This window comes from Chthoniobacterales bacterium, from assembly GCA_039930045.1.
Classification (GTDB): Bacteria; Verrucomicrobiota; Verrucomicrobiia; order Chthoniobacterales; family DASVRZ01; genus DASVRZ01.
The window spans coordinates 1-15,800 of the sequence record JBDSQB010000016.1 but is presented as its reverse complement, the minus strand read 5'-3'; the positions used below and the strand labels follow the sequence as shown (position 1 = coordinate 15,800).

The 15,800-nt window shown below is 58.8% G+C and carries 14 protein-coding genes; 7 read left to right on the top strand and 7 right to left on the bottom strand.

What is annotated here, in order from left to right; genetic code table 11:
• Positions 1-26 precede the first annotated feature (26 nt).
• Both ABIT76_11530 and ABIT76_11525 read left to right on the top strand, forming a co-directional pair.
• Positions 27-449 (top strand): MarR family winged helix-turn-helix transcriptional regulator, encoded by a 423-nt coding sequence (locus ABIT76_11530; GenBank protein ID MEO7933777.1) that lies wholly within the window; start codon positions 27-29, stop codon positions 447-449.
• Positions 446-2,233 carry a chloride channel protein gene (locus tag ABIT76_11525; GenBank protein ID MEO7933776.1) on the top strand — a complete coding sequence of 596 codons (1,788 nt, stop codon included), beginning with the start codon at positions 446-448 and terminating at the stop codon, positions 2,231-2,233. Before ABIT76_11530 ends, ABIT76_11525 begins: the two co-directional genes overlap by 4 nt.
• Positions 2,234-2,250: 17 nt before the next feature.
• On the opposite strand, the gene ABIT76_11520 is transcribed toward ABIT76_11525, so the two are convergent.
• The 4 genes from ABIT76_11520 to ABIT76_11505 all read right to left on the bottom strand — a co-directional run bounded on the left by ABIT76_11520 (position 2,251) and on the right by ABIT76_11505 (position 6,925).
• Positions 2,251-4,605, bottom strand: coding sequence for a heavy metal translocating P-type ATPase (locus tag ABIT76_11520; GenBank protein MEO7933775.1), 2,355 nt, complete (start codon positions 4,603-4,605; stop codon positions 2,251-2,253).
• On the bottom strand, positions 4,602-5,654 hold the full coding sequence (locus ABIT76_11515) for a HAMP domain-containing sensor histidine kinase (protein MEO7933774.1): 1,053 nt from the start codon (positions 5,652-5,654) through the stop codon (positions 4,602-4,604). The genes ABIT76_11520 and ABIT76_11515 overlap by 4 nt, the downstream gene beginning before the upstream one ends.
• Positions 5,651-6,328, bottom strand: a complete 678-nt coding sequence (locus tag ABIT76_11510) for a response regulator transcription factor (protein MEO7933773.1) — start codon at positions 6,326-6,328, stop codon at positions 5,651-5,653. The genes ABIT76_11515 and ABIT76_11510 overlap by 4 nt, the downstream gene beginning before the upstream one ends.
• An 84-nt stretch (positions 6,329-6,412) precedes the next feature.
• Positions 6,413-6,925 (bottom strand): DUF2231 domain-containing protein, encoded by a 513-nt coding sequence (locus ABIT76_11505; protein ID MEO7933772.1) that lies wholly within the window; start codon positions 6,923-6,925, stop codon positions 6,413-6,415.
• Positions 6,926-7,099: 174 nt separating this feature from the next.
• Between ABIT76_11505 and ABIT76_11500 the strand changes: the two genes are divergently transcribed.
• From ABIT76_11500 to ABIT76_11485, 4 genes are all read left to right on the top strand, one after another.
• Positions 7,100-8,707 carry an ABC-F family ATP-binding cassette domain-containing protein gene (locus ABIT76_11500; protein MEO7933771.1) on the top strand — a complete coding sequence of 536 codons (1,608 nt, stop codon included), beginning with the start codon at positions 7,100-7,102 and terminating at the stop codon, positions 8,705-8,707.
• 241 nt (positions 8,708-8,948) lie between these two features.
• A complete protein-coding gene (locus ABIT76_11495; GenBank protein MEO7933770.1) occupies positions 8,949-9,665 on the top strand; it encodes a type II secretion system protein in 717 nt (238 codons plus the stop codon).
• 170 nt (positions 9,666-9,835) lie between these two features.
• Positions 9,836-11,053, top strand: coding sequence for a HAMP domain-containing sensor histidine kinase (locus ABIT76_11490; protein MEO7933769.1), 1,218 nt, complete (start codon positions 9,836-9,838; stop codon positions 11,051-11,053).
• A 27-nt stretch (positions 11,054-11,080) separates the two neighbouring features.
• Positions 11,081-11,755, top strand: coding sequence for a response regulator transcription factor (locus ABIT76_11485; protein MEO7933768.1), 675 nt, complete (start codon positions 11,081-11,083; stop codon positions 11,753-11,755).
• 123 nt (positions 11,756-11,878) lie between these two features.
• Here the strand turns inward: ABIT76_11485 and ABIT76_11480 are convergent, their stop codons facing one another.
• Both ABIT76_11480 and ABIT76_11475 read right to left on the bottom strand, forming a co-directional pair.
• On the bottom strand, positions 11,879-12,229 hold the full coding sequence (locus ABIT76_11480; protein ID MEO7933767.1) for a DUF6799 domain-containing protein: 351 nt from the start codon (positions 12,227-12,229) through the stop codon (positions 11,879-11,881).
• A 297-nt stretch (positions 12,230-12,526) separates the two neighbouring features.
• The gene (locus ABIT76_11475) at positions 12,527-13,042 is read right to left on the bottom strand and encodes a rhodanese-like domain-containing protein (GenBank protein MEO7933766.1); all 516 of its coding nucleotides are present in this window, start codon (positions 13,040-13,042) and stop codon (positions 12,527-12,529) included.
• Positions 13,043-13,155: 113 nt separating this feature from the next.
• On the opposite strand from ABIT76_11475, the gene tyrS reads away from it, so the two are divergent.
• On the top strand, positions 13,156-14,334 hold the full coding sequence (gene tyrS / locus ABIT76_11470; protein ID MEO7933765.1) for a tyrosine--tRNA ligase: 1,179 nt from the start codon (positions 13,156-13,158) through the stop codon (positions 14,332-14,334).
• A gap of 11 nt (positions 14,335-14,345) precedes the next feature.
• On the opposite strand, the gene ABIT76_11465 is transcribed toward tyrS, so the two are convergent.
• Positions 14,346-15,800, bottom strand: a 1,455-nt coding sequence (locus tag ABIT76_11465) for an ATP-binding protein (protein MEO7933764.1), incomplete at its 5' end; no start/stop codon positions are given.

The following is a 15,800-nucleotide window of genomic DNA, read 5'->3' as shown; positions in this document are numbered from 1 at the left end:
CGTGACGCGATGTATTTCCAGAACCCATGTCGCGGTTGAAGCCAGTCTCCCAGCAGGATTATCAGACGCTGGCCGCGTTTCGCAAAGCACTGAGGGAATTCCTCCGCTTCAGTGAGGAGGCGGCGCTGGCGGAGGGCATCGCCCCACAACAACACCAGACGCTGCTAGTCATCGGAGCCTGTCCGCCAGCCGGGGCGGTGACAGTCGGCGAAGTGGCGGCGCACCTGCAAATCAAACATCACAGCGCGGTCGGGCTCGTCGAACGCATGCGTAGCGCCGGGCTCATTACCAAGGAGCCAGACGCCAGCGACCGCCGCAAGGTCTCGCTCCGGCTTACGGCGGAGGGACAGCGAATGCTGGAAAACCTTTCCTCCGCTCATAAATCCGAGCTGGCGCGTCTCGGGCCAGCCTTGCGCTCCATGCTGCAAACTCTGGAGGAATCGAATTGAACTCGACTCACGTTTCCACGCACTCAGCGCCGGTCAGCGAACACCGGACTTTCATCTTTATCTCGGCCATTGCGGTTGTGCTGGGCGTGATTAGTTCGTTTGTCGCGCAGGCTTTGACGCGATTGATCGGGCTGGTGACGAACCTCTCTTTCTATGGACGCATCTCCACCGAGTTTGTCTCGCCTGCCGGAAATCATCTCGGCGCATGGGTCATCGTTGTTCCCGTGATCGGCGGTTTGTTAGTCGGTCTGATGGCGCGATACGGGTCGAAGGCGATTCGCGGCCACGGCATTCCCGAGGCGATGGAGCAGGTGCTGGAAAACCACAGTCGCATCCCGGCGCGCATCGTTCTTCTGAAACCCATCTCGGCCGCGATTTCCATCGGCACCGGCGGGCCGTTCGGAGCGGAAGGCCCGATCATTGCCACGGGCGGAGCGATCGGATCGTTGCTTGGCCAGATCCTGAGCACCACGGCGGCGGAACGAAAAACCCTGCTCGCTGCGGGAGCCGCCGCTGGCATGGCCGCGATCTTCGGCAGCCCGATCTCCGCCGTCTTGCTAGCGGTGGAATTGCTCCTTTTTGAATTTCGTCCGCGCTCTGTGGTGCCCGTCGCACTGGCGGCGGCGACGGCAGCGGGAATGCGCATCCATTTCGAGGGAGCGGAGGCGATTTTTGCGATGCCAGCGCTGGCTCCGGTGTCGCTCACGGCACTCGGATTTTACGCGCTCATCGGGATAGCGATGGGAGTGCTCGCGGTCGGCGTGACGAGGGCAGTTTACTGGATCGAGGATGCATTTGAGTTGCTACCGATTCACTGGATGTGGTGGCCGGCCATCGGCGCGGTCGCGGTGGGCGTGATCGGCTGGTTTGCGCCGCGCACTTTAGGCGTGGGTTACACGAATATCTCCGACATCCTCTGCAATCGCCTGCCGCTGAATGCGATCGCGTTTCTCTGCGTGATGAAATTCATTTCCTGGGCGATCTCCCTCGGCAGCGGCACTTCGGGCGGCACTCTCGCTCCACTCCTAACTATCGGCAGCGGAGCGGGAAATGTGCTCGGCGCGTTTCTCCTAACCTTATTTCCGGCGAGCGGGCTGGATGTGCGGGTCGCCAGCTTGCTCGGCATGGCGGCGGTCTTTGCGGGAGCTTCGCGGGCCTTGCTGGCGTCGGTGGTTTTCGCCTTTGAAACGACGCTGCAGCCGAATGGTTTGCTGCCGTTGCTGGCGGGGTCGGCGCTGGCTTTTCTGACGGCCCGGATGCTGATGAAAAACTCCATCATGACTGAGAAAATCGCCCGCCGTGGACTAAAAATTCCAGACGACTTTGAGGCGGATGTGTTTCATCAGGCGACCGTCGCGCAACTCATGGACACGCAAATTCGCACGCTCGGAGCGACCACCACAGTCGGCGAACTAGCGGAAAGAATTTCGCGTCACGACCCGGAGATTTCCGCCTATCAAGCCTGGCCTCTGGTCGATGCCGCCGGGCAGCTTGCGGGAATCGTCACGCGCCACGACTTGCTCCGGTCGTTGGGAAATTCTGAGGCGAGTTTGAGCTATATCGGCAGCACGCGACTCGTCACGGCTTATCCCGAGGAATCCATGCACGACGCCGTGGCGCGGATGCTCCAGCACGGTGTCGGGCGGCTGCTCGTGGTGGATCGCTCTGATGCGAAAAAACTCGTTGGCTATCTCAGTCGCACCAGTCTGCTTTCCACGCGGATGCGCAGTCTGCACCACGAGCACACCCGCGACGACGGCTGGTGGCGTTCGTTCCGGAAATGATCCGAGTTCCAATCGATTCAGCGTTTCTTCGGGCGATAAACTAACAGGCGCAGTCCGTTTAGGCAGACCAGCACTGTGCTGCCTTCGTGGCCGACGACGCCGAGCGGGAGCGGCAGGCGGAAGCCCAGCGCGGAAATGAGCAGGATGATAATGATGGAACTCGCGAAGATGAGGTTTTGAATGAGCACGCGTTTGGCCTGCCGCGCGGTGCCGAGGAGCGTGGCGATGTTTTCCAATTTGTCGCCCATCAGAACGACGTCGGCCGTTTCCATGGCGACATCCGTTCCGGCGGCTCCCATGGCGACTCCCAGATGCGAGGTGGCGAGTGCCGGGGCGTCGTTGACGCCGTCGCCGATCATCATGACAATTCCCTCTTTTTTCAGTTCGCGAATGGCGGTGACTTTGTCTTCGGGCAGAAGTTCGGCACGAAATTCATCGACTCCGGCCTCGGCAGCGATGGCGGCGGCGACGCCTTTTTGATCGCCAGTAAGCATGACGACTTTTTGAATGCCGAGCGCGTGGAGTTGCTGGGTGAGAAGTCGGGCTTCGGGGCGCAATGTGTCGGCCAACGCAAAGACCGCGCGGGTCACGACCGTTTTTCCCTGGCGTTCGCCCATCCAGATGCAGGTCTTGCCTTTGTTTTGCAATAGACTGGAACTCGCCTGGAAATTTTCGCGTCCAGCAGCGGCGAGTTCCCGGAAAAGGCGTTCGCTGCCCACGACATAGCGAGTGCCATCGATATCTGCCTCCGCCCCTTTGCCGGGAGTCGATTGGAACTCGGTTGCGACCGGCAGCGTGAGGCTCAATTTTTTCGCTCCCGTGACGATGGCGGTGGCGAGCGGATGCTCCGATTTCGCCTCCAGTGCCGCGCAAATGGAAAGCAGGCTGGTGGCTTCGCCGGGCAAACGTCCATCGGCCACGGCGAACGAGCCTTCGGCCAAAACGACGTCGGTGACGGTCGGTTTGCCCGTGGTCAGCGTGCCTGTTTTATCAATGGTGACGATGGTGACCTTGGCCGCTTGTTCGAGATGCGCGCCGCCTTTAATGAGAATGCCGCGCCGGGCCGCGCCACCGATCGCGGAGAGAACGGTCGCCGGTGTGCTGATGACGAGGGCGCAGGGCGAAGCGACGACCATCACGGTCATGGCGCGATAAAAAGCGATGGCAAAGGATTCACCGAAACCCAGCCACGGAACGAGAAAGACGAGGATCGTGAGGCCGATGACTCCGGCGGCGTAACCTTGCTCGGCCTTTTCGAGGAAACGCTGCGTGCCGGATTTCTCGGCCTGCGCCTCGGCGACGAGCTTGACCATTTTAGCCAAAGTCGAGTCTTCGGATTTCTTGGTGACGACGATTTCCAGCGCACCCGTCTGGTTGAGCGTGCCTGCGAAAACATTGTCGCCGGTCGCTTTTCCGACGGGCATGGATTCGCCGGTAAGGCTCGATTCGTTAATGCTGCTGCTGCCTTCTTCGACGCGTCCATCGACCGGAAGAAGTTCGCCAGGTCGCACGACGACGACATCGCCCGGAATCAAGGAATCGACAGCGACGACTTCGGTGGAGTTGCCGACTTTTTTCAGGGCGCGGTCAGGGCGCAATGTGAGCAACGACTCGATGGCGCGTTGTGTCCGTTCCAGCGCATAGCGTTGCAAGACATTGGAAAAACTGAAGAGAAACAAGAGCAACGCGCCCTCGAATGGCGCGCCGACAGCAGCCGCTCCCAAGGCAGCGAGCACCATCAAGACATCGACATCCAGGGTCTTTTCGCGCAGCGAAGCGATGGCCGAGCGGACGCCGTTTTGCCCGCAAAAAAGATACGCGCAGACGTAGAGAACGGTGGTCAATGTGCCTTTGCCCATCGTGCGACTCACGAGCATGGCCGAAACGAGGAAAATGACTCCGAGGGCGACGGAGATTTCTTCGTTGAGATCGCCGGTGCGGAGGCGTTGCCAGAGAGGAGTTGGACCCGGTGCGTGTTTTTCGAGAGGCTCGACTTTGGCTCCGGCGGCACGCACACCTTCCATCACGCTCGCCTCGCCCGAGATGGCGGAATCGAAGGTCAGGCACAGCACGCGTCCGATGTAAGTGGCCGTGGCGCGTCGCACGCCGGGGACTTTTTGAATGCGGCGCTCCAGTTTGCCCGCTGCCGCTTCGCAAGCCTCACCATCCAAACGCAACACGACTCGCTGCATCCCGGTCTTCACCGGATGAATGTGTTCCAGCGCAATGTGGCGAATGTCCTCTTCGGAGAGCTGCGCCGGGTCGAAAGCGATCTCCACTTTTTCGCCCTCAGCGACAGGCTCCAGAGCGACGATCCCGGTGTGATCGGTGATGAAATGCGGAGTATTGTCTTCGGGTTGGTTTGATTTCATGTTAAAGATTGGGACGCTGTGGCGGCCGGTAGAGAAAGGCGGGTTAGAAAAAATCGAGGCGTATGACGGTTGTTGAAGCGAGTCTCAACCAAGGCATGAGCCAGTGCTCGAACGAGTCGCAGCCCCATCCCGGTGCCGGAGGATGTGGGTTGGCTGTCTCCAGTCAGATTCGCGATTTGAACAATGATACGCTTTTTTGACTCGGAAGCCCACGCTTTGAGGCAGATTTTGTGTTGCCCATAGCGAACAGCATTGCCCAGAAGGTTGTGCAAAATCTGGCGGAGCAAATCGGGGTCGGAAACGCAGACGAGAGCAGGTGCAACCTGCCAGTCCAAAACAATGGACCGTTCGGCGGAGAGGAGCGTGTAGCCGTCGCGCAAATCATCAAGCAAGGCGTCCAGATTCACGTTGGCTGCCTGGGTTTCCAATTTACCGCCGTCGGCTTTTGCCGCGAGCAAGGAACGTTCGACCAGCTTGGAAAGGTGTCGCAAACCCTCCTGCATTTCCTCGGAAAACTCGGCCGGCAATTGTGGTGCAGCCGACTCCAGCCGCATCCGCAGCAGCGTGAGGGGGTTGCGGAGTTCATGAGCCACTTGAGCGGAAAACTCCGACATTTCATGATAGGAGCGTCCGAGTCGCGTGAGGAGGTCGTTGATGTGCTGGGCGAGCGAGTTGAGTTCGGGATCTTTCTCTGGAACATGCACACCGCGGTCGAGCGAGTGAAAATTAAGTCTGGCCAGTTCGCGGTTGATTTGCCGAATCGGGCGAATAGACCGGATTGCCAGGAAGTAACCCACTCCCGCGCTGACAACGACCAGGGGAATGCCCACCAAAAGCCAGATGTGCAGAAGCTCGCCGAGGATGTCTTCCACCTCTGCGTTGGTGTAGCTGCCATGGATGACCCACTGGGCATATGCCGGATGCGAAGGATCCTTGCGATCATGGCGCAGTTCCCCATCAAGGTGCGCATGGGCGGTAAAAATCAGCACCGCTACGATGAGAAAAACCGAAAGCGTAAACCAGGCGGCGATCTTCAGCCGGAAGTTCATGAAGTTTCCTCCCGGAGAGCAAAGCCAACCCCGCGAATCGTCTGGATCAGCGGGGTGCAACCGGGGAGATCGATTTTTTTACGCAGGTAGTTGACGTAAACATTGAGCACGTTGGTGCCGGAGTCGAAATGTTGATCCCACACGCGTTCGACGAGCGTGGTCTTGGAAACGGGACGAGGTGACGCTTCGGCGAGGGTTTCGAGCAAGGCAAATTCACGGTTGGTCAGCACGATTTCCCGATTCGCACGTCGCGCCAGCCGGGATCGGAGGTCGATTTCGAGGTCTGCCACACGCAGCACCACTTCCATCTCCGGCCGTGCCCGACGATAGAGCGCCCGCAACCGGGCGAGCAGCTCCTCGGTGGAAAAGGGCTTCACAATATAGTCGTCGGCCCCGGCATCGAGTCCGCTCACTTTATCGCGAATCTCTCCCCGCGCTGTTGCCAGGAGAATGGGACACGTGCATCCAGCCACCCGGGCGGCGCGGGTGACACTCACTCCGTCGCGACCCGGCATCGTGATGTCCAGCACAGCCGCATCGTAGGGGTGTTCTTTCAATAACCAGAGTGCGTCATCGCCGTCTTTGGCCTCGTCCACAGCATGGCCCGCCTCCTGGAGGGCATGGACGACATGAGAGCGAACTTTCGCATCATCTTCAGCGACGAGGATACGCATATTCGCAAAAATAAGGAATTCAGGCACAGGTCGCGAGCTTATGTTTTGTAAGTAGAACTGGCCGTTTCCGTCAGTCGGAAAGGCTTAGTCATCGTCTTTGTCACCGTGCTTCTCAGGCCGAACGGCAGGTATTGAATTGTCAGCTACAGCGGTAATTCCGACGCCGTTTTGGTAAACGAGCAGACCGCCGTAATGACCCGTCACCGCCACGCAGTAGCTGGCCCAGAGGGCTGTCAGTGCCGCCCCGACCGAGAGTGATCGGGCGACTTTCGGAAAGCGTGTCGTGGCAACCGTCCCCACCGCGAGGAAAGCGGCGACCAGAGCGACATTGCGCGTCATTTCACCCCATTCCTCATGTTCTTCGAGAATCTTTTCGGCTTGCGGGGAGAGCTTGCCAACGGTTTCCCCGGCTTCGTCGCCTGACCAGGTGGCTGCAAACGACCCAAGCGCACCGAACGTCAGAAGCCCGGCCGCGATCCAGGATAAATTCCAGCGGCGTAGAAAAACGGCGGCCACCGCCACCAACGCCCCGATTAAAATCAGGACAATGGGAAAATGGACAATCGCCGGGTGAAGTGGATTGGGTAATGAGATCATGCTGTTTCCTGAGGCAAGGCTGGCCGAATGTGCTTCTTCATTTCCGCACCCTACGGGCCAAAGATTAGAGAAATGGCTTCTGACGAATTAGAGTTTTCTAATGCGGAAATGAGTGCCATCCGCTTTCAAGTTTCAGCTTTCAGGTTTCCGCCTCATCCCGTAGTTTCCCGCCCCATGCTCACTATTCGCGATCTCAAAGTCTCCGTAGGAGGCCGCACCCTTTTTGAAAACGCCTCGCTCCAGGTCAATTACGGCGAACGCGTCGCCCTGGTTGGGCCCAACGGAGCGGGAAAATCCACTTTGTTCTCCGTCATTCTCGGCAAAAACGAGGCCGACTCCGGTGCCATTGACCGCGATGAATGGACCATGATCGGCTATCTCCCGCAGGAGTCGGAGCCGATTGGCGACGAGACCGTTCTGCAAGTCGCCACCGGCCAGGCCGGGGAAATCCAGGCGCTCGAATCGACTCTCAGTCGATTGGAAAAAGCGGGCACTGTGGAAGGCCCCGAATACCTCGAAGCGCACGCCAAGCACGAGGCGTTGATCGATCCGCAGATCGAGGCCAAGGCCAAGAAAATCCTCCGCGGCCTCGGTTTTAAGGAGGAACATTTCAATCGTCCCGCCCGCGAGATGTCCGGCGGCTGGGTGATGCGCGCGCACTTGTCGCGCCTGCTCTCGATGGAGCCCGATTTGCTCCTGCTCGACGAGCCGACGAACCACCTCGACCTCGTTTCCCTCCTCTGGTTGCAAGCCCACTTGAAGTCGTATTCCGGCGCCGTCCTCATGATCTCGCACGACCGCCAGTTCATGGACGATCTCGCTGAGAAAATCTACGACATTTCCGACAAGCGCCTCATTTCCTACACCGGCAACTACACCGCTTTTCTCACCCAGCGCGACGCCGCCTACGATCAGCAACTCGCCGCCTACAAAAACCAGCAGAAAGAAATCGAAAACCTCCAGGAATTCTACGACCGCTTCCGCCAAGTCGCTTCCAAAGCGTCACAAGCCCAGAGCAAGATCAAGCAGATCGAGCGCATGGAAAAAATCGAGAAACCACTCCCGCCGAAGAAGCCCTTCCGCTTCCACATTCCCGAGCCGCCGCGCGGTGGCCAGCGCGCCATTTCCCTCGAAGGCATCCACCAGGCTTACGGCGAACACAAAGTTTACACTGGGCTCGACCTCACCATCGAACGCGGCGAACGCACCGTGCTCGTCGGCCCGAACGGCGCGGGAAAATCGACGTTGCTCAAGATCCTCGCGGGCAACCTCGAATTTCAACGCGGCACCCGCAATCTCGGCCACAACGCCGTCATCGGCTACTTCTCCCAATATCGCGCCGACACTCTCAACCCCGACGCCTCCGTGCTCGACGAAGTATTAGCTAGCAACGGCGAACTCCGCGAGGACGACGCCCGCGGCATTCTCGGCTCCTTCCTTTTCCGCAAAGACGACATCTACAAGAAAACCAAAGTCCTCAGCGGCGGCGAAAAAAGCCGGCTTAACCTCATCAAATTTCTCGTCAACCCGCCCAACCTCCTCCTCATGGACGAGCCGACGACCCACCTCGACATCCACACCGTCGAGTCGCTCATCCTCGCCCTCGAAGCCTACGCCGGGACTTTGGTTTTCATCAGCCACGACGTGCATTTCATCCGCAAGCTCGCCAACCGCGTCATCCACGTAAACAACGGTACGATTAAGAGCTATCCCGGCGGCTACGATTACTTCATCGAGAAAAGCCAGTTCGCCGACTCCCGCGCCGCCCTCACGGCGGAGTAAAGAGCGGAGTTGCATTTCCATCACGAGGCAAGTCCTCAAGCCTTCCGCCACCGCGAGGTTAGGAAGTTAGAAATGGTCTGTGCATGGGGAAAAGTCGCTTCGCCGTGGTGAGGACATGCGCAAAGCTTAGAAATCACTAAAAACGGACGCGGCGGTAACCAATCGGTAACATCGCCCTGCTTCATTGGATGCAACATCGGATGTCTCCCAGACGTCCACAACCCCAAACAAAATGCATCCCATGAAAACACATTCCCGTCTCACTCTCACACCTCGCGCTTCCGTCTCGCTGCGTCGCACTCCGAGCGGCGCGTTTACATTGGTCGAACTCCTCGTAGTCATCACCATCATCGGCATTCTCGTCGGCATTGCGGTGCCGGTTTACACCACCACGATCAAGACGGCGCGCATGAGCACCTCGATGCAAAATGGCCGCCAAATCGCCCTGGCGCTGCGCATGTATGCCAATGATTCCAATGGACTGTTTCCCGTTACGAAGACGGCGGCGGGCGAACCTATCATCACCTCGAACGACGCCTTTCGCGATCTGCTGCCCGCCTATCTGGACAATGAGCAGGTCTTCGTCACACCGCCCTCAAAGACGGGCGCGAAGTGCGATAACAAGATCGAACCCGCCACGGAGGCGGTGAAGGCTGGGGAAAATGAATTTTCCTACATCGAGGGCCTCACCACCACGAGCGTGTCGAGCTGGCCGTTGCTGGTGAGCGGGACGGATGGTACCGGCAAATACACCGATCAGGAGGGCGATTTCGGCGGCACCTGGGGCGGGGTAAAGGCGGTCGTGGTGAATGTCGATGGCAGCACGAGCATTGTGAAAACCAAGGGCACGGGTGCGGACCGGATCATTCCCCGTTACAACGACGACACGAAGGACGCTCTGGCGCTGACGGAATACATGGGCTCGACGGTGCGCCTGCTCGATCCAGCCAGGCCCTGATATATAGGTTCACACGGAGGCACGGAGAAACAGGGAGATGGGAAAAAGAGCAACTACTCCTCCCCTCCGTGTTTCTCCGTGCCTTCGTGTGAATTCCCTGCCCAGATCCTAACAGTGCGATGGAACTCGACTCATGTTCCACTCCGTCTCAGACTTCCCCGGTTCCCCTCATGATCAGCCTTCAGGAAATCAAGCCCCGGCAGATTCGCGCGCTCTTGCTGCTGCTAGTACTAGCGCCGCTCATTCCGACCGGACTCCTCCTGCGTTTCATGTTTGAAACCGTGCAGCAGGAACGCGAGGCCGCGCGCGATATGATTGCCTCGGCCTGGCAGGATTCGCTCTCCATTGCCACGCGGACTTTGAGCGTGACTTTGAAGAACGAAATCGCCGCCGCTCCCAGCCATTCCGCCGAGATCATCGCCGCCGCGCTGCGCCGTTCCTTCGATCACGAGGTGCGCATCCGGGTGCTGGCGAAGGATCGCACGCTGCTGGCCGGTGCTGCCAAAGTCACGGGCAGTCCGGTGGCGAGCACGAACATTTCGACGCTGCTGCCGGATGCGACGGTCGAGCTTTACACCGCGGACCGCTCGCTCATCCAGCAGGCGGTGCGGGACCAGATCGACAGCTACACGCGCACCGCCATCTTCACGATTAGTGCTAACATCCTCATCGCGCTGCTCGCGGGCTGGGCCTTTCTGCGGCAGATCAAAACGCAGGAACTCAAGACCAGTTCGCTCGCCACGCTGGCGCACGAATTGCGCACGCCGGTCGCCTCGATGCGGCTGCTGCTCGACACGATCCGCGAGGGACGCTGCCCCGATCAGGCGGAATATCTCGAATTGCTCGCCCGCGAAAACACCCGGCTCTCGCGTCTGGTGGATCAATTTCTCACTCACTCGCGACTCGAGTTAGGAAACGATGGGCTGGCCGCGAGTTCCATCGCGGCGGCGGACATGGTCAGCGCGGCGGAGGAAAATCTCGGCCAGCGGCGGCACGCGGAGGGAACTAGCTACCGAAGCGAGTTGGAACCGAATCTTCCTAACATTCCCGGCGATGCGGCGGCACTCGTCTGCATGTTAGACAACCTCCTCGACAACGCCTGGAAATACACGGGTCCTAACAAAGAGATCGCATTGTTAGTCGGCTGCAAAAACGGCGGCGTGACCTTCTCCATTCGCGACAACGGCATCGGCATCGCACCCGCCGAACGCGCGGCGATCTTCAACCGATTCCACCAGATCGACAACCGCCTCGCCCGCAGCGCGGAAGGTTGCGGCCTGGGCTTGAGCATCGTGAAACGCATCGTCGAATTGCATCGCGGCCGAATCACAGTCGAGAGTCAGCCCGGCAAAGGCAGCACCTTCACCGTCTGGCTGCCGACCGCGTGAGCGGAGTACAACTCGCATCTAACTAACATGGAAACCATTCTCCTGATTGAAGACGACGCGGTGATGCTGCGCGGGTTGCGCGATAATTTTGCCTTCCTCGGGCATCGCGTGCTCACGGCATCCGATGGCGAGCGTGGACTCGAACTCGCTACTAACAGCCAACCCGATCTCATCGTGCTCGACGTCATGCTCCCGAAGATCAATGGCTATGAAATCTGCCGCTTGCTCCGCCAGCAACGGATCGAAACTCCCATCATTTTCCTAACAGCGCGCGGGCAGGAATCGGAAGTCGTGCTCGGGTTAAATCTCGGCGCGGACGAATACGTCACGAAGCCATTTAGCATCAAGGAACTGCTCGCGCGGGCCGAAGCCATCCTGCGTCGTCACCGCGAGCCGGCGGAAATGCAGATCGCCTTTGGCGCGTGCGTCCTCGACATGACGGCGCGACGTTTCACTCGCAATGGATTGGAAGTGAAACTCTCGCCCAAGGAGTTTGAGCTGCTCCATTTTCTAGCTAGGAAACCGAACCACGCCTTCAGCCGCGACGAGATTTTTAACAAAGTCTGGGGCTACGAAAACCGCGTCACGAGCCGGAGCATCGACCGATTCATCACCACGCTGCGGCAGAAGGTCGAGTGCGATCCGCATCAGCCCGTGCATCTGTTAACCGTCCGCGAGTTTGGCTACAAGCTGGTGAAGTAAAACGGGGGACGCTCATCATCAGCCGACATCATTCGCTTCGCCCATGGCGACCTTCGCATTCCTAAAATAAAAAAAAGCCGGGGCAGTGACGCTCCGGCTTTTTTTAGTTAGGTCGTGTCTGACTTAGTGGGCCATCGTGGCGGCTGGCGTTCTAGGCATCATTTTGCCGTCCATGCCGATCATGTCGCCGTCTTTCATCTTCATGGTTTTGCCGCCCTTCATCATGACGCTGCCGTCTTTCATGACTTTCGTGCCGTCCGACATTTCCATGTCCTTGGTCATTTCCATCTGCTTGCCGCCTTTGCATTCCATCATTTTGCCATTCATCATCATGCAGCCGTCCATTTGCATTTTTTCGTTTTTCTCATGGTTGGTGCCGTCGGGTTTCATGGCGTCCTCAGCGCGAAGGCTGGCGACAGGCGTGAGTGCGATGCAGGCAGCGATGAAGCTGTATTTCAGTAGGTTGTTTTTCATATTTGGAGTTTGTTTTGACTGTGTTTTTAATGCGCAGCATAAATTCTCCAGACAGAGGGGAACCGGAGCCTTCGGGTAACCGATGGCAGCCGAAACAAGTCCGGCATTTGTGCTACATCCATCTGAGAAACGTGGTGCAGATTTATTCCATTGTATTTTTTAATCGTGGGAGGAATGAGGGCGCTGGCTTTTCACTCGCCAATGGTTCTCCAGGAAATTCACGGCTTCCCCATTGTGAACCCGCGCGATTGCCTGGCTTTGCTGTCGCAAGGGAACGGCTAATCCCGGCGGCTTACATTATTTGGCCGCAGGCGGTAGCGTTTCTGTGCCTGAGAATGGAATGGAAGTGGTGTCTGTTTTCAGGAGCGGGCCGAGTTCGAAGACGTTGGTGTAGCCGTAGGAAGCGAGGGAGGTGTAGGTGGAGAGATTGAGGGAGGCGGTGGCCATTTTGGAGGCGAAGACGCGCGGGCTGTTGAGGAAGTTGTTGTTGCAATAGATGAGTATCTTGCTGGCCTGGGACGGGATGACTTTGGCAAGGCTCCCGGCGGTGAAGTCGGTAAATGGGAGGTTGATCGCGCCGCGAATGTGCCGCAGCTCAAACATGGACGCACTCCGTGCATCGAGCAGGATGACGCCGGGCTCGGCCATAGCCTGAAGGAATTGCGCCTCGGTGAGCCGGTGCGCCTCGCGGGTGGCGGCGGACTCGGTGACGATGCGCTGGAAGCCGGGGTAATCGATGAGAGGATTGGGAATCGGGTCGGCGGCAAAGAGGGTAGTGCCGAGGGCTAGAAAGGAGGAAATGAGGAGCTTCATGTGGTGACAACGCGGCAGGCAAACCGTTTCTTAGAACCGAAGAAGCACACCGTCCGGAGTCATGAAAAAATCTGTGGAAATCGTCAGGGTTCTGCGGGCAGAATGTCGGCGCCATGCTTACTCCCGAAGAACAACTCGCCCAGCTCCGTGTCGGTTCCGCCAAGATTTTATCGGAGGAGGAATTGCTGAAAAAATTGCAACTCGGGCGTCCGCTCAGAGTAAAGCTGGGGGTCGATCCCACGGCGCCGGATATTCACCTGGGTCACAGTGTTTCCCTCTCGAAGCTGCGGCAGTTTCAAGATCTCGGGCATGAGGCGATCCTGATCATTGGCGATTTTACGTCGATGATTGGCGATCCGAGCGGGCGTTCGACGACGAGACCGCAACTGACCCACGATGCGGTGATGGCGAATGCGAAGACTTACACGGAGCAGGCATTCAAAATCTTGGATCGGTCACGGACGAAGACGGTCTTTAATGGCGAATGGTTTGAGGGGATGTCGTTTCAGGAGGTGATCAAGCTGAACAGCCGGGTGACTTTGCAGCAGATGTTGCAGCGCGAGGACTTTAAGGAACGCATGGCGAAGGATCAGCCGGTGCGGGCGCACGAGATTCAATATCCGATCATGCAAGGGTGGGATTCGGTGATGATTCATGCCGACGTGGAGATCGGCGGGACGGATCAGTTGTTTAACATTCTGGTCGGGCGCGATTTGCAAAAAGAGGAAGGCCAGCCGCAGCAAGTGGCGCTGATGGTGCCGATATTAGAAGGGCTCGATGGCGTGCAGAAGATGAGCAAGAGTCTGAATAACTACATCGGCGTGAACGATGAGCCGGTGGCGATGTTTGGCAAGGTGATGAGTATTTCCGACGAGTTGATGGCGCGTTGGTATGAGTTGCTTTTCTTTGAAAAACTCGATCCGAGTCAGCATCCGATGGAGGCGAAGAAGTCGCTGGCGCGTCGGTTGGTGGAGCGTTTCCACTCGGCGGCGGATGCGGATCACGCGGTGGCCGATTTCCAGACGCGCTTCAGTGCGCGCAAGCTGGCGGAAAGCGATACGCTGCCCGTGCTCGACCTGGCCGATGTGGGAACGGACATTATCCATCTAGTCGTCGCGGCCTACGAGCGGGGGTTTCAGATTACGAAGTCGAAGAGCGATGCGCGGCGATTGATCGAAGGCGGCAGCGTGCAACTGGCGGGGCTGAAGATTGCGGATTTGAAAACCCCGATCGAGTTGCAGTCGAATCAGGTGCTGAAGCTCGACAAGACGCGGGCGATCCGAGTTCGATAGTTTTCTGCGCCTCAGGTGGTGAAGATGTCGCGCAACATCTGCAGCATCTTGCCGGCGGTGCAGGGCTTGGGGAGGAAATACTTTACACCGACTTGCGTGGCGCGCGCGCTCTGGCTGTCGGTGGTGAGTCCGCTGGCGGCGATGATCGGCAGGTTCGGGTTCATTCTTAGGAGAACCTGAATCGCGGCGATGCCGTCCACTCCGGGCATCATCACATCGGTAATGACGGCGGCGACCTCGTTGCTGCGAGTGGCGTAAACCGCAATGGCCTCGGCTCCGTCGGACGCGACGATGACCCGGTAGCCGAAGGCTTCGAGAGTCATCTGGGAGATTTGGCGAACGGAAGGTTCGTCGTCCACCACGAGGATGAGCTCGCCGTTGCCACGCGGCATTTCATCTTCGCGGGAGTTGGGGAGTTCCCCGGAGAATTCGGTGTGCGCGGGCAGATAAATGCGGAAGGTGGTGCCTTTGCCAGGCTCGCTATAGACTCGCATGAAACCCCCATGGCTTTTGACAATGCCGAGAGCTGTGGAAAGTCCGAGGCCGGTGCCTTTGCCGATTTCCTTGGTGGTGAAAAACGGCTCGAAGATCCGATCGCGCACGCCGGCCGGAATTCCGCAGCCGGTGTCGGCGACTTCGAGCAGGATATAGCGCCCCGCGGGCACCGTCCGGAGCATCGTGGAGTACGGTTCGTCCACGTTTAAGTTTCGCGCCGTCAGACGCAGGCTTCCGCCTTGGGGCATGGCGTCGCGGGCGTTGACGCAGAGATTGAGGAGGACCTGGTTGAGCTGGGTCGGATCGCCGTGCACCAGCCAGGTATCCTTGGGCACGCTCGCCGCGAAACGGATATTTTTGGGGAACGTGCTCTGCACGAAATCCTGGATCTCGCGGATGAGATGGCTGAGGTGGATCGTCACCCGCGAGCCCTCGATGCCGCGGGCGAAGGACAAAACCTGTTTCACGAGATTGGTGCCGCGTTGGGCGCTTTTTTCCATCGTGTCGAAGAGCGGCTCGTTCGCCGGGTCGGAATTCTCCCGTCGGAGCAGGCCGATCCCCATGACAATCGGCGTGAGGAGATTGTTCAGGTCGTGCGCGATGCCGCCGGCGAGTGTCCCGATGCTCTCCATGCGCTGCGCCCGGAGGAATTGTTCCTGGAGGAGCTTGCGCTCGGTGACATCGGAGAAGACCGAGATGAAATATTTCGGCGCGCCGGTCGAATCGCGCAGCGGCGTCGTGACGACGTTGACCCACACAATGCGACCGTCTTTGCGCCGGTACCGTTTCTCGGCGACGTAGACCGCTTGCGTACCGGCGAGCATGGCACGGCGGGCGTCGTCGCTCTCGGCCCGGTCTTCCGGAAGGGTGAGTTCGAGAAACGTAATCTGCAGCAGCTCGGCGTGCGGATAGCCCGTGATTTCGCTGAGCTTGTCGTTCACCCGGAGGAATCCCCCGTCGACGCCCACATG